This window comes from Streptomyces sp. NPDC048560 (assembly GCF_040650955.1).
In the GTDB taxonomy this organism is placed as follows: domain Bacteria; phylum Actinomycetota; class Actinomycetes; order Streptomycetales; family Streptomycetaceae; genus Streptomyces.
The window spans coordinates 192,034-208,951 of sequence record NZ_JBEZIJ010000014.1 but is presented as its reverse complement, the minus strand read 5'-3'; the positions used below and the strand labels follow the sequence as shown (position 1 = coordinate 208,951).

Sequence of the window (16,918 nt, the reverse complement as noted above, 5' to 3'; positions counted from 1 at the left end):
GCCATGGCCGTATACGTCTACTCCATCGTCGCGAGCACCCATCCGCAAGGCCTGGACGGCCTCGACGGGGTGGGGGACCCGCCCGCGGACCTTCGCACGGTCCGGGCGGACGGACTGTCCGCGATCGTCAGCGACGCCCCGGACGAGCTACGGCCCAAACGCCGCGACCTCGGCGCGCACCAGGCCGTGCAGGAGCGGCTGATGGCCGACGGCACGGTCCTGCCGTTGCAGTTCGGGCTCACCGCAGCGGACGACGACGCCGTACGAGCCGTGCTGGAGGACAGCGCGGACGCGTTCAACGAGCGGTTGCAGGCGCTGGACGGTTGCGTCGAGTACCACCTGAAAGCCGGCCAGGACGAGGATGCGCTGCTGCGGCAGATCATCCTGGAGTCCGACGAAGCGCGTCAGCTCAATGAGGAGATCAAGAGCGGCAAAGGTGGCCAGGATCTGTCGCTCGCACTCGGGGAACTCGTCTCCAAGGAGGTGCAGGCGCGGCAGGACAGGCTCGCTGCCGGAGTCTTCGACGCACTGCGCGGCTTCGCGCGGGAGGATCGCCCGTCGCAGGCGTCCGGTAACGACTTCCTCAGCGTCTCCTTCTTGGTCGAGCAGGCCGACGAGGAGAACTTCCTCCGTGAGGAGCAGGCGCTGGCCAAGGAGTTGGGTGAGGACTTCGACTTCCGGCTCCTGGGTCCGCTGCCCGCATACAGCTTCGTCTAGGGAGCCTTCCCATGGGTTTGCTGAGCCAGCTCGCCACCTTGCCCCTGGCGCCCGTGCGAGGCGTGGCCTGGGTCGTGGAGCGCGCCATCGAGGCCGCGGAGAACGAGTACTACGACCCCGCTCCCGTCAAGCGTGAACTCGCCGAACTGGAAGAGGCGTTGCTGGCGGGTGAGATCGACGAGGAGACCTTCGACCGGCGCGAGGACGAGTTGCTCGACCGGCTGGACGAAATCAGGGCCCATGAACAAGGCACCACTGCCTGATCACGGGGGTTGCCGCCCTGACGGGGCACCGCTGCGGGCGCCCGTCGCACCAACCGGGACACCGAACGAGGGAGGTGCAGCGACGTGAACGAACCCGTCGCCAGGAGGATGGGCGACTTCCCCTCAAGGGCCGGGCCGTACGGCGGTCAGGGCTCTTCCGCCAATCTCGCCGACATCCTTGAGCGGGTCCTGGACAAGGGCATCGTCATCGCGGGCGACATCCAGATCAACCTGCTGGACATCGAACTCCTCACCATCAAGCTCCGCCTGCTGATCGCTTCGGTGGACAAGGCGAAGGAGATGGGCATCGACTGGTGGGAGCACGACCCCTCGCTGTCGTCACGCGCCGAACCCGCGCTGTCATCACGCGCCGCGGGCGAACGTTCACTCGCCGAGGAGAACAAGCGGCTTCGCGCCGAGATCGAGGCCCTCCGTGAGGGCAGTGAACTGCCCCCGGCGAAGGACGGGGAGAGCTCCGAGCCCACCCCCCGACGCACCTCACGCTCCACCCGCACCAAGCGGGCCGAGCCCAGCCCCCGCCGCAAGAAGGGGGACGCGTCGTGACCGACGTCGTCAGCTATGCCTACGCCGTCGCACGGGACGTCGAGGGCGTGTTGGAGGATGCGCTGACCGGGCTCCGGGGAGTGGCGGACGCGCCGGTGCGCCTGGTGCGCGTAGCGCGCGCCCCTGACGTGGTGGTCGCCGTCAGCCCCGTGCCCGCGCCGGACTTCGACGAAGTGGCACTGCGTGCACACCTGGAGGACCTGGACTGGCTGGAGGCGGTCGCCCGCGCTCACCACCGGGTGATCGAGGCGCTGGCCGCGCACACCACCGTCCTGCCGCTCCGGCTGGCCACCGTGTATCTCGACGACCAACGGGTGCGACAGATGCTCGAAGCCCGTCTGGAAGCGTTTGCCACCCGGCTGTCCGACCTGGCCGGGCAGGTGGAATGGGGGGTGAAGATCTACGCCGTGGCGCCCGCGGCCACGGAGGGACCGGAACCCTCCGCGGATCCCGGCCTGAGCCCTGGACGTGCCTACCTCAGCCGGCGCAGAGCGCAGCGCCACGCCCGCGAAGACACCTACCGTGACGCCGAACAAGTCGCCCGTCGTATCGAGGACGCGGCCCGAGAAGTGGCCGTCGACCGGGTGCAGCACCGGGCGCAGCAGGGCGAACTCGCCCGCGGGCCGGGAGAGAACGTCGTCAACGACTCCTACCTCGTGCCGATGGCGCACGCCGAACAGTTCCGCTCCGGCGTCCTGCGGGCCGCCGAGGGGCTGCCAGGGGTACGCGTCGAGGTCACCGGACCGTGGGCGCCCTACTCCTTCGCCACGCCGGAAGAAGCCGTACCGCGCAAGCGAGCGGTCCCATGAGCGCGGCCGGTGGTCCGTACGCAGCGGAAGAGCCGCTCCCGGACCGGCAGATCGCGCTGATCGACCTGCTGGACAGGCTGCTGAGCGGAGGGGTGGTCCTCACCGGTGACGTCGTGCTCTCGATCGCCGACATCGACCTCGTACGCGTTTCGCTGCGCGCCCTGATCGTCTCGATCAGCGAACAGAACCCTTCCCCGTGGCCTGCCATCACGCCGGTGCGAGGCGGCCATGAATGAGGAAACCCCCCGACCCGGCAACCGCTTCGAGGAGGTCGCCGCCGCGGCGACCCGTGCCTTCAGCCTGCTGCCCGCGGCACCGCAGGACGCTCCGCCCTTGCGCGGCGCCGGGACGGCGAAGCGCGCGCACCGGGTCTCCACCGACCCCGACACGGTGGAACGGGACCTGATGAAACTGGTTCTCACCCTGGTCGAGCTGCTGCGACAGCTCATGGAACGCCAGGCACTGCATCGGGTCGATGCCGGAGACCTCACCGAGGAACAGGAGGAGCGGCTGGGCGCCACCCTCATGATCCTTTACGAGCGCATGGTCGAACTCTGCGACCGGTACGGCCTTTCCATGCAAGACCTGAATCTGGATCTCGGACCGCTGGGAACACTGCTGCCGCCGTCCGAGTGACGGCCGGCCGACTGCACCCCTGCGGCTCGCCCGCGCGGCTCACCTGCCGGGGCTCCTCACGTAAGCACCGGTCCAGAACGACGGGATGGATCAACCGGCGCCGAGGACGACGCCGCCGTCCGGCACGATCGTCACCGTGCGGAAACCGGGCACCCGTCGGCGGAAACTCGGGTGCGGGTGCCGCGCAGCCGCTCTAGGCTGCGCCCTGCGCAGGCCGAGGCGCCGTATCAACCGTCAGTGGATCGGAGACACCCGGGGTATGACCAGTCAACTGTTCGCGATCTGCTTCAACGCGACCCGGCCCTCGGGCCTGGCGCGGTTCTGGTCCGGGGTCCTGGGCTGGGAGTTGGCCGACGGCCCGGACGACGAGATCGCGATCCTGCCGCCCGACACCGACGGGTACCGCATCCGTTTCCTGCCGGGCCAGGAGCCGAAGACCGGCCAGAACCGGGCGCACTTCGACCTGACGAGCACCTCCCCGGAGGATCAGCAGCAGACGGTGGCCAGGGCGCTGGAATTCGGCGGGCAGCACATCGACGTGGGCCAACTCCCCGAAGAGGGGCACGTGGTGCTCGCCGACCCCGACGGCAACGAGTTCTGCGTGATCGAGGCGGGCAACACGTTCCTCGCCGACACCGGCTTCATCGGAGCGCTGGCCTGCGACGGTACGCAGGAGGTCGGTTACTTCTGGAGCGAGGCGCTGCGGTGGCCACTGGTCTGGGACCAGGACCAGGAGACCGCGATCCAGTCGCCGAACGGCGGTACGAAGATCACGTGGGGCGGTCCTCCGGTCGCTCCGAAGAAGGGCACGAACAGGCTGTCCTTCGAGCTCGCGCTCCCCGCCGACGCCGACTGGGAGGCGGAGGTCGACCGCCTGATCTCACTCGGCGCGCAGCGCACCGACATCGGCGAGGGCGACGGCCTGCAGGCGCTGATGCTCGACCCCGACGGCAACGAGTTCTCCGTACGGAGGCCCCGGTAGCGGGGCTGTTGTCGCGCGCGAGCAGACGGATGTCATCGGCGGTGTGTGAATCGGCCCCTCCCCCCGCCTTGATGTGGCTGCTCCCCGAGCACAACGGTCAGAGCCGCGCGTACCCGCGTCCGGGCAACCTCACGAAAGCGGTGCCGGCATCGTACGAGTCATGAGAACCGCAGGAACGACACCGGAACCGGAGTCATCGGCCAGGGATGCTCTCACGTCTCTGGGCGAGGTGGCGTGCCGTTACCAGGCGCATGAGATCCGCCCGGAGGACCTGCCGATGATCGCGGCCGAGGCGATCGCCGCCGGACTGGACACCCCGACGCTGTGCGAGCTCGCCGGACTGCCACGCAACGCGGATACCCGCGAGATCCGCGACGCGTTCGAGCAAGCACTCTCCGAAGCCGGGATCGAGTTGCCCGACCCGGGCCTGGCACGGCGCCACGCGCTGCGCCGGCTGGCAGCGAGGCTGATCCATGGAGAAGTCGAAGCGGCCGACCTGACGTCGAACGACTGGTGGGACACGGAGGCCGAGACCGATGAGGAGAGCACACTCGTGGCGCTGATCCCGCAGTGCGGGTGCTGCATCGAGTACGCGTCGGGGCTCGACCATCGGACCTGGGTGTCCGAACTGCGGATCGCCGCGCTCGCCCTGACATCGTCTCCGCCGATCCGCCCCGGCTGCTGACTGCGCCTGACGGCGTGAGTACCCGTCGAGGGCGCGGGCTGTGCTGCGTGCACGCGGCCGGGCCCGGTGTCAGCACCTGGAACGCGGCCCGGCCGGGGTGAACACTGCCGGGCCCCGGGTAGTGGCCGGTCGGCTGAGTACGGGGACCGGCCGCGGACTGTCGCCCCACTGCCCGGGCGTGATCACATCTGCGCCGGACCTAGGCAGTTTCGTTTGGATCACCGAGTAGAGGAGAGGAAGATGCCCGCGATGTGGAGTCCAGCCAGGTAGATGGTCGCGGTCTTCTCGTAGCGAGTGGCGATGCCTCGCCACTGTTTCAAGCGGTTGATGCAGCGTTCGACGGTGTTGCGCTGTTTGTATGCCTCGAGGTCGAATGCGGGTGGCCTGCCGCCCCGGCTGCCGCGCCGCAGCCGGTGGCCGCGCTGATCGGCCGGAACGGGGATGACCGCACGGATCCCACGCTTGCGCAGGTGCTCGCGGATCGCGCGGGAGGAGTACGCCTTATCGGCCAGGACCAGGTCCGGCCTGGTACGGGGACGTCCTCGCCGTCGAGGAACGCGGAGACGGGCCATGACGTGAGCGAAGGCGGGTGCGTCACCGGCCTGTCCGGCGGTGAGCACGAAGGCCAGTGGCCGGCATTGGGCATCGGAGGCCAGGTGGATCTTCGTGGTCAGTCCACTGCGGGACCGGCCTATGGCACGGTCTGCCGGTTCGCCTGCTGGTGCCCCTTTTTGCGGGCTCCGGCAGCGTGCTGGTGTGCGCGCACGATGGTGGAGTCCACCGAGACAGCCCAGTTGAGATCGTCGTCGGCGTCGGCCTGCGCGACCAGCGCGGTGAACACCCGCTCCCAGGTGCCGTCGACGGCCCACATCCGCAGCCGGTTGTAGACGCCTCGCCAGTTGCCGTACTTCTCGGGGAGGTGGATCCACTGCGATCCCGTCTGGAACTTCCAGGCGATCGCGTCGATCACTTCTCGGTGATCCCGCCACCGGCCACCCTGCCGCGGTGTCCGATCTGGGAGTAACGGCTCGCTTCACGCCCACTGCGCGTCAGTCAACGGCACACACGAACAACGACTGGCGGTGCGGGTCGGAACGGCGCCCCTGTCAGACGGTCGGCCCGGTGCGGAGCCGCCGCGCGTCCCGCACGAGCGTGCACGAAGCGCTGAGGAAGATCACGGCTCCAGCCACGAGCCAGAGGATCGAGGCCCCAGAGCGGTACTCACGAACGCCCGCAACTACCAGCATCACGCTGGCAAGGACGCCGAAGGCCGAGATCAGAGCGCTGATGCGGTTAGTCACACGGCCATCATCAACGACAACCTCGGCCAGCGGAAGTGATCCAAACGAACCGGCCTAGCCGCCGGTTGTGCCGTCGAGCATCTCGCGCAGGATGTCCAGGTGGCCGTTGTGGCGGGCTGTCTCCTCGGTGAGGTGCAGGAGGATCCAGCGCAGGTCGACGTGGAGACCGTCGCGGACGGCCCGCTCGGCCCGCTTGTCCAGGCCGTTCCCGGTGACCAACGTGCGGTAGCGGGCGCTCTGTTCGGCGTATTCGTCGAGCAACCGCGTGAGTGGGAAGTCGACGGCGATACGCATCTCCCGGTCGGGGTCCTCCTCCGTCCAGGGGCCCTGGTCCTCCTCGCCGAGGAAGACCACTTGGAACCAGTAGTACTCGACCCAGCGGAGGTGGTTGATCACCCCGCTCAAGGTCATCAGGGGAGACCCCGGCAGGAGCGCCGTGCGGGCACCCTCCGCGGAGACGCCGTCACACTTGGCGCGGGCGGTGTCACGTGCGTAGTCGAGAAACGTGGTGAGCTGGGTGCGCTCGTCCCACGCGGGCGGTGTGTCGTCGATTCTGGTCATCGCGGGAAGCGTCCCCGATCACCGCGACCGATGTCGATGCATTTTCCGGAACGCCCTTTCCGCCTGCCGCCGGTTTCCTGCAACCAGCGCCCGCGCGCGATGGCGCCTTGGTCCACTACTTGCCGCAGTACATACGGCACTTGCCGAGGTACCGACGAAGACAGTGGGACCGGGCTGTTCCGGTGGCCGTGGGGGAGAGGTGGTCCACCTGATGGCGCAGCGCCGCGTGATTGCCAGCCCGCCGGAGGAGCGAGCGAAACGCTGCGACCTCGGCTCCGTACAGGCACTCTTTGGGGACATTGCCGGTCGATTCGCATCTCTCGGGGGACTCATGAAGATCCGCGCGCTCGCCACCGTCGCACTTCCGGCCGCTTCGCTGACCGCGTGCGGGGAGGCGGATGAAGCGCCGCAGGACGATGCCGTCTCCGCTGAGGACATCGGGGACGACGGCACCTATGGTGACGACGAACCTGAGCCTGAGACGGAACCCGAGTCGGATTTCGCGAGGGGTGACGCCGTCGCGTCCAGCACCGAGTACCTGGAGAGCGTGGGCGTTACGGACGAGCTCGTACAGCAGCTTGCCGCAGTGGGCCAGGTGAACAACTACTGCTTGAGCGTGGAGAAGCCGATGACCTAGTTCGAGAAACAGGGCCTCGCCGTCGGCCAGGTGATGAACTGTCAGGACGTGAACGGCGGCGACCGGACGTACGAGGATCTGATGAACGACGACATGAGCACGGGCGCCACTCACGAACAGGTCAGTGCGATGTACGGCTTCCTGGAAGTCTCGTTCTGCCCGCATGTCAAACCCGACCCGGTCTCGTGAATCCGGCGGGGCGAAGTTCCTCGGGGTGTTTTTCGGTCACACCTCTATCCCCGTGGCTGATTCAGGTGCATCGTTGATCACGCGGTAGGGACTTCGCCCCCGATGGCCCCCGCTCAGGTCCTGCCCGCTGCCCCCGTTGCGGGCGGGACCTGCCGCCCCTCCCGACCTCCCTGCGGGAGGGTCGGGGCATGTGCGGGGTCAGGTCCTCCAGGCCGTTCGAGGTCAGTGGTGACGTCGCCGCTCCGCGCCGAACACCCGCAGCAGTCCGGACGGTTCACACCCAGGGCATCGTCCCGGGTGGTGACTGCGGCGGCAGAGAAGCCGAGGCGGCCTGCGTGGCCTTGCCAACTGGGCTTCGTCGACCGTCGGGTTGGTCCAACAACTCGCTCCCGGTCCAGTGGCAAGGTGGTGAGATGAGAAGCCTCATAGTGCCCACCCTGCTGGCAGCATCGATCCTGACCGGGTGTTCGGACACCGGGGGGTCACCCTGCACCCTCATCGGTATGGATTCCGCGGTATCACTTGTCTGGCGCCCCTCGGACTTCGGCAAGGCGAACGCGGCCACCCTGCGTCTCTGTGCCGGCGAGGCGTGCGAGGAACGGAAGTCCGGCGATCCGAACGACCCGGTGAACCGACTGGCGGTCCCACTGCCCGAGGCAGCCGGTCCCGGACCCGTGCGGGTCCGGCTCACCGTCACGTCCACGGTCGACGGCAAGGAGATCGTCACCGACGAGACCGAGGCGCCCCTGAAGGAACAGCACCCCAACGGCAAGGGCTGCGAACCCACGGCATGGACCGCCACGTTCCGCGCCGAACCCGTCGGGCTCACCGACCCGAAGGGGCTGTCCCTCCAGTAGGGACGGACCTTGTGGACGAGCGATACCTTGCGTGGCGCCCCTCCTGCGACTGAGCGGGGCCCAAGGGCGGCAGTTACGATCGCCTGTGCGCGGCCCCGGCCGCGGGTCCGGGAGAGAGCGGGACGGGAGGCGGCGCGTGGGCAGGCGTGACTGGCGCGGGTTGTTCCGGCGCCGTCGTTCGGACGAACTGGCGCTGATCGACGCCGACATCACCGCATTCGGGGAAGAACTGGCCCGGCACGTGTTCGTCCCGACCGGGCACGATGCGGACGCCCTCGTGACCGAGGACCTGCAGCGCGCGCTGGAGGCGTACGAGCGGGCGAAGAGCGATTTCGTCGGCGACCGCGACCGTCAGGACGCCGAGGACGTCATGCGCGCCCTGGCGGACGGTCGGCACGCACTCGCCTGCGCGTCGGCGCGCGCGGCGGGTGACCCGCTTCCCGCGCGCCGGCCACCGTGCTTCTTCGATCCGCGTCACGGTCCGTCCACGGCTGCGGTGCGGTGGTCACCGCCGGAAGGAGCGCCGCGCCTGGTGGACGTCTGCGCGGCGGACGCCGTCCGCATCCAGGAGGGGCATGCGCCGATCACCACCGGCGGGAACCACGTGCCTGCGCCCCGCACCACCTCTCACACCACCCGCCGGGCCCCGGTGGTGGCGCCCCGCACGCCTTCGCCCGCTCCGACGCCGCGGGCCGGGCCACGTTCCGTTCCCGGCACGCGGGCAGTGCCCCGACAGAGCACCAGCGGGCGGCCGTTCAGGATGTGGCCTCCCGGCACCCCGGCCGCTCAGTGTGCCGAAGGGGCGGGGAACCGGGACACCGAACTGGTCCGACCGGACGCGGACCGGCCGGTGATCCTCGTGGTCAGGCTGCATACCGGTGGATCCGCCGAACTCATGGGCCCAGGTGGGAGGCAGCGCCTCGTCAAGCGCGGCAGCAGTGTGCGGCGGACGGTCATTCCGCTACCTCCGAACGGCAGCGAGTTCGTCCACGTCAGGCTGGAGACACACCGCACATGGCACGTATGGCTCCAGCCGTTCGACGACCTCGTGCCGGTGCTGGAGACGAAGCTGAACTCCAACGGCCCTTATGTCTTCCGCTACTTGGGGGGCCCGGCGACGATCCGAGTCAGCCAGCGCGGCGGCGGTGCGTTCTCCCTCGACGAGGTGACGGACGAAGGCGAGGCAGGGCAGCGACTGATCACCGGGCAGGGGACGTTCGACGGTGAGGCCCGGCTTAGCGGGCCCGGCCTCTTACATGTCCGGTCCAGCGCCCTCTGGCACGTGGCGCTGCGCCCTTCGGGGTAGGGCGCCTGACGGCCTGGTCCAAGGCGGTGCTGCCGAGCGCTGAGGATCGGTTGGGTCACGTACGTACGAATGCCGTCACTGCTTCGCAGGGGTCGGAGTCCGTCCCCTGCCGGACCGTAGCGGACTGCACAGCCGGCCGTACTCAGTCCAAGCAGAACTCGTTGCCCTCGACGTCCTGCATCACGAGGCACGACTCGTTGTCGTCGTCGGCGGTCAGCAGTCGCACGCGTACGGCGCCGAGCGCCATCAGTCGTGCGCATTCGGCCTCAAGTGTGGCCAGGCGCTCTTCGCCGACGAGCCCGGTGCCGACCCGAACGTCGAGGTGCAGCCGGTTCTTGACGACCTTGCCTTCGGGAACCCGCTGGAAGAACAGTCGCGGGCCCCCACCTGAGGGCTCGATGGCTGCGAACGCCGGTCCCCGATGCCCGGGTGACACCGCGCGATCGAAGTCGTCCCAGGAGGCGAACCCCTCCGGCGGCGGAGGTACGTCGTGCCCCAGCACCTCGCGCCAGAAGCGAGCGACGCGCTCAGGGTCCGCGCAGTCGAATGTGACCTGAACCTGCTTGATCGACGCCATCGGTCCACCCTAGAGGCTGGTCCTGCGCCGTCTCCACCGGCCCGCCCCTCACTCGAATGCGAGGGCGACACCGCGCTCCCTCAGCGACTTGATGACGCGGGCGTTGTCGAAAGCGGACAGCACCGGGTGCTCGTCGCCCGCGATGCGGCCGTAGCGCCGGTAGTCGAGGGTGCGCAGCGACGACATGCGCTCAAGAGGGGCGAGGTCGATGATGTTGCGGTAGTTGCTGTCGTGGCAGCCGTCGAGGGTGATGTTCTCGAGCGGAAGGCTTGCCAAGGGGCTCAGGTCCTCGACCAGCTTGGACGTGAGGACCAGTGTGCGGAGGGAGTCGGCCCGGGAGAGCGGATTCAGGTTCGTCTCGTCGTCGTACCGTCCGGCCAGAGACAGCATGCACAGCCGACCGCAGTGGGCCAGCGGGGTCAGGTCGGTGACCTCGGTCAGTTCGAGATGGAGCGATTCCAGGGCGGGCAGCGCGATGGCGATGCCGTCCAGCGACCGGACGTTGAACTCGTCGCACTCGCCGCCCCATTCACTCCAGATCATGGCAATGGCCCTGGAGGACGTGTCCCACCGCACTCGGCTCAGCGTGGCGCACTGCTCGGTCGTGACAGGCAGGCCGAGGAGGGCGTCGGCCACATCCTTGCGGTACTCGAACTCCCAGGGTCGGTCGAGCCAGTCCGTGCAGGTGTCGTCGCAGTCGTCGCCGCACTCATGAGCGCCTTCGGGCGCCGGGACCTGGAACGGCGGCACCGTGCCCATGTCCATGAGCCGGCTGAGAACGGCGAGGTGCAGGTTGGTGTCGGGGAGTTCCCGCAGCGGATTCGCGGTGGTCATGCCCGGACTGTACTGCCGGGGTCGGACAGCGTGACGTGGCAGCGGTGTGGCCGCAGCGGGTGGCATCTGGCACGGAAATCAGGAAGGCTCGCCTGCATGGTCTCGGTATTGCAGAACGTAGCGATCGACTGTGCGGACGCTTATGAGCTGGCACGGTTCTGGAGCGGAGTCACCGGCCGACCGCTCGACCCGGATGACAAGCCTGGCGATGGGGAGACTTCGGTGCTGCTGGCGGATGACGGCCCGGTGCTGTACTTCAACCAGGTGCCCGAGGCCAAGACGGTCAAGAACCGGGTCCATCTCTGCCTGCGCCCTGAGACCTCGCGCGATCAGGAGGTGGACCGGCTGCTGGGCCTAGGTTCCACACTGGTCGCGGATCACCGGGACCCTGATGGTGCGGGCTGGGTGGTCCTGGCCGATCCCGAGGGTAACGAGTTCTGTGTTCCGCGGAGCGAATCCGACCGGGCGGCCATGCATCCCTGATGCTCACGTGCCGTCCTGGGGACGACAGTTGGTACCGGCCCACCGCGCGAGCGGGCGGGCCGGTACCAGCGCGGGACCGGCCGGATCGGCGTGCGGGCGGCTCCGCCCGCACGCTGACCCGACGGCTCCGCTCCAGGCCACCGACTCCGCGATCCGGCGGCGTACTGGTGCGCCTGGGCGCGCCTCGGATACGGCTCTAGCGGCGGCGCAGCGCCTGCGCGCCCGCGTACTGGGCGCTGTCTCCCAACTGTTCCTCGATACGGATGAGTTGGTTGTACTTGGCGGTGCGGTCGGAGCGGGACAGTGATCCGGTCTTGATCTGGCCGCAGCCCGTGGCGACCGCCAGGTCCGCGATCGTCGTGTCCTCCGTCTCTCCCGAGCGGTGCGACATGACGACGGTGTACCCCGCCCGGTGGGCGGCGTCGACGGTGGCCAAGGACTCCGTCAGGGTGCCGATCTGGTTGACCTTCACCAGCACCGAGTTGGCGACACCGGAGTCGACGCCCTCACGCAGGAGGGTCTCGTTCGTGCAGAACACGTCGTCACCGGTGAGCTGGCAGCGCGCGCCGACCCGAGCGGTCAGGTCCCGCCACCCTGCCAGGTCGTCCTCGGCCATCGGGTCCTCTATGGACACGATGGGATAGGCGTCGATCAGCTTGACCAGGTAATCGGCCTGTTCGGCGGGTGTGCGCCGCACCTCTTCCCCGGTGTAGTCGTAGACGCCTTCGCGGAAGAACTCGGACGAAGCCGGATCCATGACCAGGCCGATGTCCGTGCCCGGCCGGTACCCCGCGCGCTCGACGGCGGTCACCACGAAGTCGAGAGCCTCCTCGGCGGTGCGCAGTGCGGGCGCGAAGCCGCCCTCGTCGCCCACACCCGTGGAGTATCCGGCGGCGAGGAGGTCGCGGCGCAGGGTGTGGAAGATCTCGGATCCCATCCGCACGGCCTCGGCGAAGGTCTCCGCGCCGATCGGCGCGATCATGAACTCCTGGAAGTCCAGGGGGTTGTCGGCGTGCGCGCCCCCGTTGACGATGTTCATCATCGGTACGGGGAGCAGCCGGGCGCCGGCGCCGCCGAGGTAGCGGTAGAGCGGCAGGCGGTGGGCGGCGGCAGCGGCCTTGGCGTTGGCCAGGGAGACACCGAGGATCGCGTTGGCGCCGAGCCTGGACTTGGTGGGTGTGCCATCCGTGGCGATGAGGGCCGCGTCGAGGCCGGCCTGGTCCTCGGCCTCGCGACCGGTGACGGCGGCTGCGAGCTCCGTATTGACGTGGCGTACCGCGTGGTCGACGCCCTTGCCGTGCCAGCGGGCCGGGTCGCCGTCGCGGAGTTCGACGGCCTCGCGGGCGCCGGTCGAAGCGCCGGAGGGGACTGCTGCCCGGCCGATGGATCCGTCCGCCAGCTGCACGTCCACCTCGACGGTGGGGTTGCCCCTGCTGTCGAGGACGCGGCGGCCGGTGATGGAGGTGATGGCGGTCATGGGAGACCTTCCCGTTGTCGCGTGCGTGCCGGGTTCGGCTGCGACGACGGTGGCGCTGAACCCGACGCGGAGCACTCTACAGCAATGCTGTGCAGTTGTGCTGTTCAGCTGCGCTGTGCAGCCATGCTGTTCAGTCACGCTGTTCAGTTCTGCTTTGCAGTCGTGCTGCGTTAAAGTTCGGTATGCCCCTCCCGGAATCCGCCGCCGTCGCGGCCGAACTGCGTACCACGATGGGAAAGCTCACGCGGCGCGTGAAGCTCGAGGACCAGATGCCGCTCGGCCAGGTAGCCGTCCTCGGCGCGCTGGACCGCAGCGGTGCGATGACGACCAGCGAACTGGCAGCCGATCAGCGGGTGCGTCCGCAGTCCATGGCCCGGGCCGTCGGACTGCTCATGGATCAGGGGCTGATCACGCGCCGCGCGCATCCGACCGACGGCCGCAAGAGCCTGGTCGAGCTCTCCTCTGCGGGGCAGGCGCTGCTGGAGGAGGAGCGGGGGCGCAGGGCGGATTGGCTTGCGCGGGCGATCGAGGCGGAATTGACGGGCGAGGAACGCGAGTTGCTGGCGCGGGGTATCGAGCTGGTGGAGAGGCTCGCGGCGCACTAGGTTCTGGCGTCGACCGGGGCGGGCGTCGTCGTACGGTTCGCCGTCCGCCGTCGTGACGTCAGTCGCGCGCGGCCGTCGACCGTCGATCGGTTGCGGAGGGGCCGGGGAGCCCGTCCGTGAACGGACGGGCTCCCCGGCCTTCGGCGCGGGTGTATCAGGTCAGCGGCGCGGGAGGCTGGGCGCCGTAGAACGTGAGCGGAGGCCAGCCCTTCGACTCGGCGATCGCAGACAGTGCGTTGGCGACCTCAAGGGGAGTGATCTCCTGCGCCGACGGAAGGCCGTTGGGCCAGTCCACCCGTACGCTGAACGTCATTTCCATCATGAGGTCCGATTCGTCCATGCTCGCGCTGGTCTCGAACTTGGTCCCCGGTGAGAACACCGCGGCCGACTGCGTCGCGGTCGTGTCGTCGGCCGCGGCGGTCCCGGCGGAGGCGAACACGGCGCCCGCAGCCGCCGTCCCCGAATATCCCAGCAGTGACCGTCTGGACATGTTCGACATGTGGTCCCCTCGTCCTGATGATCCCCCGCGCCCCGCGGGAGCTGAAAGTGATCATATGAACGGCTCCTCGGCGGACGGGTGGCTTCCGGCGAATCGAGCGGACCGACGGGGTTGAGTTCCGTACGGCTCTGTCGGCGTCCCCCGGCCGCCCAGTTGGAACCCGCGAGGTGGGAGGACGTCTCGGACCCCGGATGCGGTGGCCCCGGAACCCGTCACAGGGCAGCGGTGAAGCGCGGATGCAGAGGCGGCCGGCCGGCCGGTCGTCGGACTGGAAGCGCAGGCAGGCGAAGGCGAACGAGCTGTCGGTCCAGTCCCGGCGGGTGAGGGTAAGGCGATGGACACAGGCGGCCCAGGCGAGATCAGCCGCACGTCCAACGGCGGGGGAGCCGCGAAGCCGGGCCGAGAGGGCGGGGCCCGGTTGTGGGCACAGGCGGTCCATCAGCTCCGACCACACGCCGCCCGGATCCGCGCCGAACCGGTCCAGCAGAGCAGGGACGTGTTCCGCGGAGCCACACGCGTCGATGAGTTTCGACCAGTCCCGTCATCGGTTGATCCGACAGGCCCGGGGGGCCGGAAGACCGCGTCCCGACGGTGCGGGGCGCGTCCGCGATGGAGGTGTCCTCTCAGTCCTCGTCCGCGATGGACAGAGCGTCGGTGATCAGGCGACTGGCGAAGTCGGGATCGTCCGTGATCCGGTTGATGTGCTCCGCGAGCAGGAAGGCGGTGGCTTCCAGGGGGTTCATCTCCTTGTCGGTCCAGTCTCCGTACTGCTTGCGCCACAGGTTGGGACTCAGGCCGGTGCCCGCGGCGACGACCAGTCCGGCCATGGTGGGAATGGCCTCGGGGCGGATGCTCTTGGGCATCTTGCGCATGGTCGCCACCAGATTCGGCACGACGTACTCGATGACGTCCTTGTCGTGAGCCTCGTGTGCCTGCCGCAACCAGGTCATGAACATGAAGATGAGCGTGCAGGCGCCGTCCAGCACGTCATCGACCCCCTCGGCATCCAGCGAGGCGGCGAACTGGTCGGTCAGCGCCTGCTGTTCGGGGTCGGTCTCCGTCCTGCCGTCGTGGATTCCCTTGAGCCGGGAGTCGATCATCAGGAGCGCTGCGCCCACATCACCGACGGGAGCGTGCTGGGGGTCGCAAGGCGATGACACAGGATTCCTCCTCAGGTGGCTGCGACGAGCAGCACGGGCACGTCCGTACAGTAGACGGCCGCCGGGACGGGACCGGGCGGCTTTACCCCATCAGGTGACGGGGCGTCGGGGGGCCGTTCCCGGCCCCGAGCGGACAAGGCGGAACGCGGCGAGCTGCGGGTACGGATCTCCTCCACGGCAGTACGCGGAGTAGTGGTTGCCGCGTCGCCGGAGTCGCCGTCGCTGCGCGGATGCCGAACGCTGCATCAGCCACCTCACAGTTCGGAACAACCGAACGGACGTCCAGCACACGGACAACTGGGGTGCCGTCCGCAGCACGATCACCGTCGACGAGCGCTTCGGGGAGGCGTGTCTCCAGGGTCTGGAGGGTTTCTCCCATGTGGAGGTCCTCTTCATCTTCGACCAGTTCCCGGAACAGGACGACTACAGCGAACCCCGTCCGTACCGCGGCCGCTCCGACCTCCCGCCCGTCGGTGTCTTCGCCGGCCGTGGGCCCCGCAGACCGAACCGCATCGGGGTGACGTGCTGCGCCATCGAATCCGTCCACGGCCGCGAACTGACGGTGATGGGCCTGGACGCGGTCTCCGGCACTCCGGTCATCGATCTGAAGCCTGCAATGGCGGAGTTCAGCGCGGTCGGCATCAAGCAGCCGGAGTGGGTCAGCCGCCTGATGTCGGAGTACTTCCTGCCGTAGATCGGCCCCTGCCGTCACGTCGTCCGGAAGTCCGTCGGGCCGACTCCGGAGGTGGGGTCCGGCGTATCGGAATCGAGGTCGACGTCTGTGTCGGATTCCTGCCAGAAACTGGGCGGCAGCCGATGTTGACTGCGTCCATGACCATCACACAGGCGGACAACGCCCGCGTCTTCCGCTCGCTGCACAGCCCCGCGCAACCTCTCGCGCTGGCCAACGCCTGGGACGTCGCGAGCGCTCGCGTCATCGAGGCCGCGGGTGCCTCCGCGATCGCCACGACCAGTGCCGGCATCGCCTGGGCACTGGGTTCTCCGGACGGCGACGTCCTCACTCGTGACCGGGCGCTGGAACTGATCGGCCGAATCGTCACGGCCGTCGCGGTTCCCGTCACCGCTGACATCGAGGGCGGGTACGGCGACGACGCCGCCGGCGTGGCCGAGACCGTCGCCGGGGTGCTCGCGGCGGGCGCCGTCGGCGTCAACATCGAGGACGGCACCCGGCCTCCGGCAGAACTCGCCACTCGGCTCACGGCGGCCCGGCAGGCATCCGACCGGGCAGGGGCGGACCTGTTCCTCAACGCCCGTATCGACACCTACCTGTTCGGACTCGGCGCCCCGGCCACCCGCCGGAAGGAAACCTTGTCCCGGGCGCGCATGTACGTCGATGCGGGCGCGGACGGCATCTTCGTCCCCGGCGTCACGGACACCGGCATCATCGAGGCGCTGGCCAGGGACATCTCCGTACCGTTGAACGTCATGGCCGGCCCAGGCGCCCCGACCGTTGCCCAGCTCGGCACCCTCGGCGTGGCTCGCGTCAGTCTCGGCTCGGGCGTGGCACAGGTCGCCTATGCAGCCGCCCGCCGCGCTGCGCAGGAGCTCCTCGGCACCGGCGACTACGACTCCCTCGCCGAAGGCATGGCCTTCCCGGAACTCAACGCGCTGTTCACCGAACCCCACTGACCCGGGACGAGTCGGGAGGCAGGCCACGGCAGGGCCCGTTCACCGGCCTCAGCCCGCACTGGTTCTGTGCGTTGGTCACCGCGCTGTGTCGTGAAAGGGGCTGATTACGTGCGTCCGGGACCGCCG

General features: G+C 69.1%; 23 protein-coding genes and 1 pseudogene. 16 read left to right on the top strand and 8 right to left on the bottom strand.

Features of this window, described 5'->3' with window-relative positions; genetic code table 11:
- Window positions 1-3: 3 nt before the first annotated feature.
- The 8 genes from AB0C82_RS32255 to AB0C82_RS32220 all read left to right on the top strand — a co-directional run bounded on the left by AB0C82_RS32255 (window position 4) and on the right by AB0C82_RS32220 (window position 4,656).
- The gene (locus AB0C82_RS32255; protein WP_362849109.1) at window positions 4-717 is read left to right on the top strand and encodes a GvpL/GvpF family gas vesicle protein; all 714 of its coding nucleotides are present in this window, start codon (window positions 4-6) and stop codon (window positions 715-717) included.
- An 11-nt stretch (window positions 718-728) separates the two neighbouring features.
- Window positions 729-980, top strand: a complete 252-nt coding sequence (locus AB0C82_RS32250) for a gas vesicle protein GvpG (RefSeq protein WP_362849106.1) — start codon at window positions 729-731, stop codon at window positions 978-980.
- A 108-nt stretch (window positions 981-1,088) separates the two neighbouring features.
- Window positions 1,089-1,544 carry a gas vesicle protein gene (locus tag AB0C82_RS32245; protein WP_362849255.1) on the top strand — a complete coding sequence of 152 codons (456 nt, stop codon included), beginning with the start codon at window positions 1,089-1,091 and terminating at the stop codon, window positions 1,542-1,544.
- The gene (locus AB0C82_RS32240) at window positions 1,541-2,353 is read left to right on the top strand and encodes a GvpL/GvpF family gas vesicle protein (protein WP_362849104.1); all 813 of its coding nucleotides are present in this window, start codon (window positions 1,541-1,543) and stop codon (window positions 2,351-2,353) included. Before AB0C82_RS32245 ends, AB0C82_RS32240 begins: the two co-directional genes overlap by 4 nt.
- Window positions 2,350-2,589 (top strand): gas vesicle protein, encoded by a 240-nt coding sequence (locus AB0C82_RS32235; RefSeq protein ID WP_362849100.1) that lies wholly within the window; start codon window positions 2,350-2,352, stop codon window positions 2,587-2,589. The genes AB0C82_RS32240 and AB0C82_RS32235 overlap by 4 nt, the downstream gene beginning before the upstream one ends.
- Window positions 2,582-2,989: a gas vesicle protein K gene (locus AB0C82_RS32230; protein WP_362849098.1), complete on the top strand. Its 408-nt coding sequence runs from the start codon at window positions 2,582-2,584 to the stop codon at window positions 2,987-2,989. Before AB0C82_RS32235 ends, AB0C82_RS32230 begins: the two co-directional genes overlap by 8 nt.
- A 259-nt stretch (window positions 2,990-3,248) precedes the next feature.
- Window positions 3,249-3,971: a VOC family protein gene (locus AB0C82_RS32225; RefSeq protein ID WP_362849095.1), complete on the top strand. Its 723-nt coding sequence runs from the start codon at window positions 3,249-3,251 to the stop codon at window positions 3,969-3,971.
- Between the two features lie 160 nt (window positions 3,972-4,131).
- Window positions 4,132-4,656 (top strand): hypothetical protein, encoded by a 525-nt coding sequence (locus tag AB0C82_RS32220; protein WP_362849092.1) that lies wholly within the window; start codon window positions 4,132-4,134, stop codon window positions 4,654-4,656.
- Between the two features lie 218 nt (window positions 4,657-4,874).
- Here the strand turns inward: AB0C82_RS32220 and AB0C82_RS32215 are convergent.
- The 3 genes and pseudogenes from AB0C82_RS32215 to AB0C82_RS32205 all read right to left on the bottom strand — a co-directional run bounded on the left by AB0C82_RS32215 (window position 4,875) and on the right by AB0C82_RS32205 (window position 6,518).
- Window positions 4,875-5,719 (bottom strand): annotated as a pseudogene (locus AB0C82_RS32215) (IS5 family transposase).
- Window positions 5,720-5,762: 43 nt separating this feature from the next.
- The gene (locus tag AB0C82_RS32210; protein ID WP_362849090.1) at window positions 5,763-5,957 is read right to left on the bottom strand and encodes a hypothetical protein; all 195 of its coding nucleotides are present in this window, start codon (window positions 5,955-5,957) and stop codon (window positions 5,763-5,765) included.
- 54 nt (window positions 5,958-6,011) lie between these two features.
- Window positions 6,012-6,518 (bottom strand): DinB family protein, encoded by a 507-nt coding sequence (locus AB0C82_RS32205; protein ID WP_362849088.1) that lies wholly within the window; start codon window positions 6,516-6,518, stop codon window positions 6,012-6,014.
- 211 nt (window positions 6,519-6,729) lie between these two features.
- On the opposite strand from AB0C82_RS32205, the gene AB0C82_RS32200 reads away from it, so the two are divergent.
- From AB0C82_RS32200 to AB0C82_RS32185, 4 genes are all read left to right on the top strand, one after another.
- Window positions 6,730-7,155, top strand: a complete 426-nt coding sequence (locus AB0C82_RS32200) for a hypothetical protein (RefSeq protein ID WP_362849085.1) — start codon at window positions 6,730-6,732, stop codon at window positions 7,153-7,155.
- 33 nt (window positions 7,156-7,188) lie between these two features.
- Window positions 7,189-7,344 (top strand): hypothetical protein, encoded by a 156-nt coding sequence (locus tag AB0C82_RS32195; RefSeq protein ID WP_362849082.1) that lies wholly within the window; start codon window positions 7,189-7,191, stop codon window positions 7,342-7,344.
- A 503-nt stretch (window positions 7,345-7,847) separates the two neighbouring features.
- Window positions 7,848-8,201 (top strand): hypothetical protein, encoded by a 354-nt coding sequence (locus AB0C82_RS32190; RefSeq protein WP_362849079.1) that lies wholly within the window; start codon window positions 7,848-7,850, stop codon window positions 8,199-8,201.
- Between the two features lie 136 nt (window positions 8,202-8,337).
- On the top strand, window positions 8,338-9,507 hold the full coding sequence (locus tag AB0C82_RS32185) for a hypothetical protein (RefSeq protein WP_362849076.1): 1,170 nt from the start codon (window positions 8,338-8,340) through the stop codon (window positions 9,505-9,507).
- A 142-nt stretch (window positions 9,508-9,649) separates the two neighbouring features.
- On the opposite strand, the gene AB0C82_RS32180 is transcribed toward AB0C82_RS32185, so the two are convergent.
- A complete protein-coding gene (locus AB0C82_RS32180; protein WP_362849073.1) occupies window positions 9,650-10,084 on the bottom strand; it encodes a VOC family protein in 435 nt (144 codons plus the stop codon).
- A 48-nt stretch (window positions 10,085-10,132) separates the two neighbouring features.
- Window positions 10,133-10,918: a hypothetical protein gene (locus tag AB0C82_RS32175; protein ID WP_362849070.1), complete on the bottom strand. Its 786-nt coding sequence runs from the start codon at window positions 10,916-10,918 to the stop codon at window positions 10,133-10,135.
- Between the two features lie 96 nt (window positions 10,919-11,014).
- Between AB0C82_RS32175 and AB0C82_RS32170 the strand changes: the two genes are divergently transcribed.
- Complete coding sequence (locus AB0C82_RS32170; protein WP_362849067.1) at window positions 11,015-11,401, top strand: VOC family protein; 387 nt, start codon at window positions 11,015-11,017, stop codon at window positions 11,399-11,401.
- 196 nt (window positions 11,402-11,597) lie between these two features.
- Here AB0C82_RS32170 and eno read toward each other — a convergent pair whose 3' ends face one another.
- Window positions 11,598-12,878, bottom strand: a complete 1,281-nt coding sequence (eno, locus tag AB0C82_RS32165) for a phosphopyruvate hydratase (RefSeq protein ID WP_362849064.1) — start codon at window positions 12,876-12,878, stop codon at window positions 11,598-11,600.
- A 182-nt stretch (window positions 12,879-13,060) separates the two neighbouring features.
- Here eno and AB0C82_RS32160 point away from each other — a divergent pair, with 182 nt between their 5' ends.
- Window positions 13,061-13,483 carry a MarR family transcriptional regulator gene (locus AB0C82_RS32160; protein ID WP_362849061.1) on the top strand — a complete coding sequence of 141 codons (423 nt, stop codon included), beginning with the start codon at window positions 13,061-13,063 and terminating at the stop codon, window positions 13,481-13,483.
- 154 nt (window positions 13,484-13,637) lie between these two features.
- On the opposite strand, the gene AB0C82_RS32155 is transcribed toward AB0C82_RS32160, so the two are convergent.
- Both AB0C82_RS32155 and AB0C82_RS32150 read right to left on the bottom strand, forming a co-directional pair.
- On the bottom strand, window positions 13,638-13,982 hold the full coding sequence (locus AB0C82_RS32155; RefSeq protein WP_362849058.1) for a hypothetical protein: 345 nt from the start codon (window positions 13,980-13,982) through the stop codon (window positions 13,638-13,640).
- A 623-nt stretch (window positions 13,983-14,605) separates the two neighbouring features.
- Complete coding sequence (locus AB0C82_RS32150) at window positions 14,606-15,142, bottom strand: hypothetical protein (protein ID WP_362849055.1); 537 nt, start codon at window positions 15,140-15,142, stop codon at window positions 14,606-14,608.
- Window positions 15,143-15,338: 196 nt separating this feature from the next.
- Between AB0C82_RS32150 and AB0C82_RS32145 the strand changes: the two genes are divergently transcribed.
- Entirely contained in the window at window positions 15,339-15,836 is a 498-nt protein-coding gene (locus AB0C82_RS32145) for an SAM-dependent methyltransferase (protein ID WP_362849053.1), read from the top strand.
- 137 nt (window positions 15,837-15,973) lie between these two features.
- Window positions 15,974-16,792 carry an isocitrate lyase/phosphoenolpyruvate mutase family protein gene (locus AB0C82_RS32140; protein WP_362849050.1) on the top strand — a complete coding sequence of 273 codons (819 nt, stop codon included), beginning with the start codon at window positions 15,974-15,976 and terminating at the stop codon, window positions 16,790-16,792.
- Window positions 16,793-16,918 lie beyond the last annotated feature (126 nt).

Excerpts from the sequence above, each read along its gene's own strand:
- AB0C82_RS32255 (WP_362849109.1), top strand. The coding sequence starts at position 4 with ATGGCCGTATACGTCTACTCCATCGTCGCGAGCACCCATCCGCAAGGC.
- AB0C82_RS32250 (WP_362849106.1), top strand. The coding sequence starts at position 729 with ATGGGTTTGCTGAGCCAGCTCGCCACCTTGCCCCTGGCGCCCGTGCGA.
- AB0C82_RS32245 (WP_362849255.1), top strand. The coding sequence starts at position 1,089 with ATGGGCGACTTCCCCTCAAGGGCCGGGCCGTACGGCGGTCAGGGCTCT.
- AB0C82_RS32235 (WP_362849100.1), top strand. The coding sequence starts at position 2,350 with ATGAGCGCGGCCGGTGGTCCGTACGCAGCGGAAGAGCCGCTCCCGGAC.
- AB0C82_RS32230 (WP_362849098.1), top strand. The coding sequence starts at position 2,582 with ATGAATGAGGAAACCCCCCGACCCGGCAACCGCTTCGAGGAGGTCGCC.
- AB0C82_RS32225 (WP_362849095.1), top strand. The coding sequence starts at position 3,249 with ATGACCAGTCAACTGTTCGCGATCTGCTTCAACGCGACCCGGCCCTCG.
- AB0C82_RS32220 (WP_362849092.1), top strand. The coding sequence starts at position 4,132 with ATGAGAACCGCAGGAACGACACCGGAACCGGAGTCATCGGCCAGGGAT.
- AB0C82_RS32205 (WP_362849088.1), bottom strand. The coding sequence starts at position 6,518 with ATGACCAGAATCGACGACACACCGCCCGCGTGGGACGAGCGCACCCAG.
- AB0C82_RS32200 (WP_362849085.1), top strand. The coding sequence starts at position 6,730 with ATGGCGCAGCGCCGCGTGATTGCCAGCCCGCCGGAGGAGCGAGCGAAA.
- AB0C82_RS32195 (WP_362849082.1), top strand. The coding sequence starts at position 7,189 with ATGAACTGTCAGGACGTGAACGGCGGCGACCGGACGTACGAGGATCTG.
- AB0C82_RS32190 (WP_362849079.1), top strand. The coding sequence starts at position 7,848 with ATGGATTCCGCGGTATCACTTGTCTGGCGCCCCTCGGACTTCGGCAAG.
- AB0C82_RS32180 (WP_362849073.1), bottom strand. The coding sequence starts at position 10,084 with ATGGCGTCGATCAAGCAGGTTCAGGTCACATTCGACTGCGCGGACCCT.
- AB0C82_RS32175 (WP_362849070.1), bottom strand. The coding sequence starts at position 10,918 with ATGACCACCGCGAATCCGCTGCGGGAACTCCCCGACACCAACCTGCAC.
- AB0C82_RS32170 (WP_362849067.1), top strand. The coding sequence starts at position 11,015 with ATGGTCTCGGTATTGCAGAACGTAGCGATCGACTGTGCGGACGCTTAT.
- eno (WP_362849064.1), bottom strand. The coding sequence starts at position 12,878 with ATGACCGCCATCACCTCCATCACCGGCCGCCGCGTCCTCGACAGCAGG.
- AB0C82_RS32160 (WP_362849061.1), top strand. The coding sequence starts at position 13,061 with ATGCCCCTCCCGGAATCCGCCGCCGTCGCGGCCGAACTGCGTACCACG.
- AB0C82_RS32155 (WP_362849058.1), bottom strand. The coding sequence starts at position 13,982 with ATGTCGAACATGTCCAGACGGTCACTGCTGGGATATTCGGGGACGGCG.
- AB0C82_RS32140 (WP_362849050.1), top strand. The coding sequence starts at position 15,974 with ATGACCATCACACAGGCGGACAACGCCCGCGTCTTCCGCTCGCTGCAC.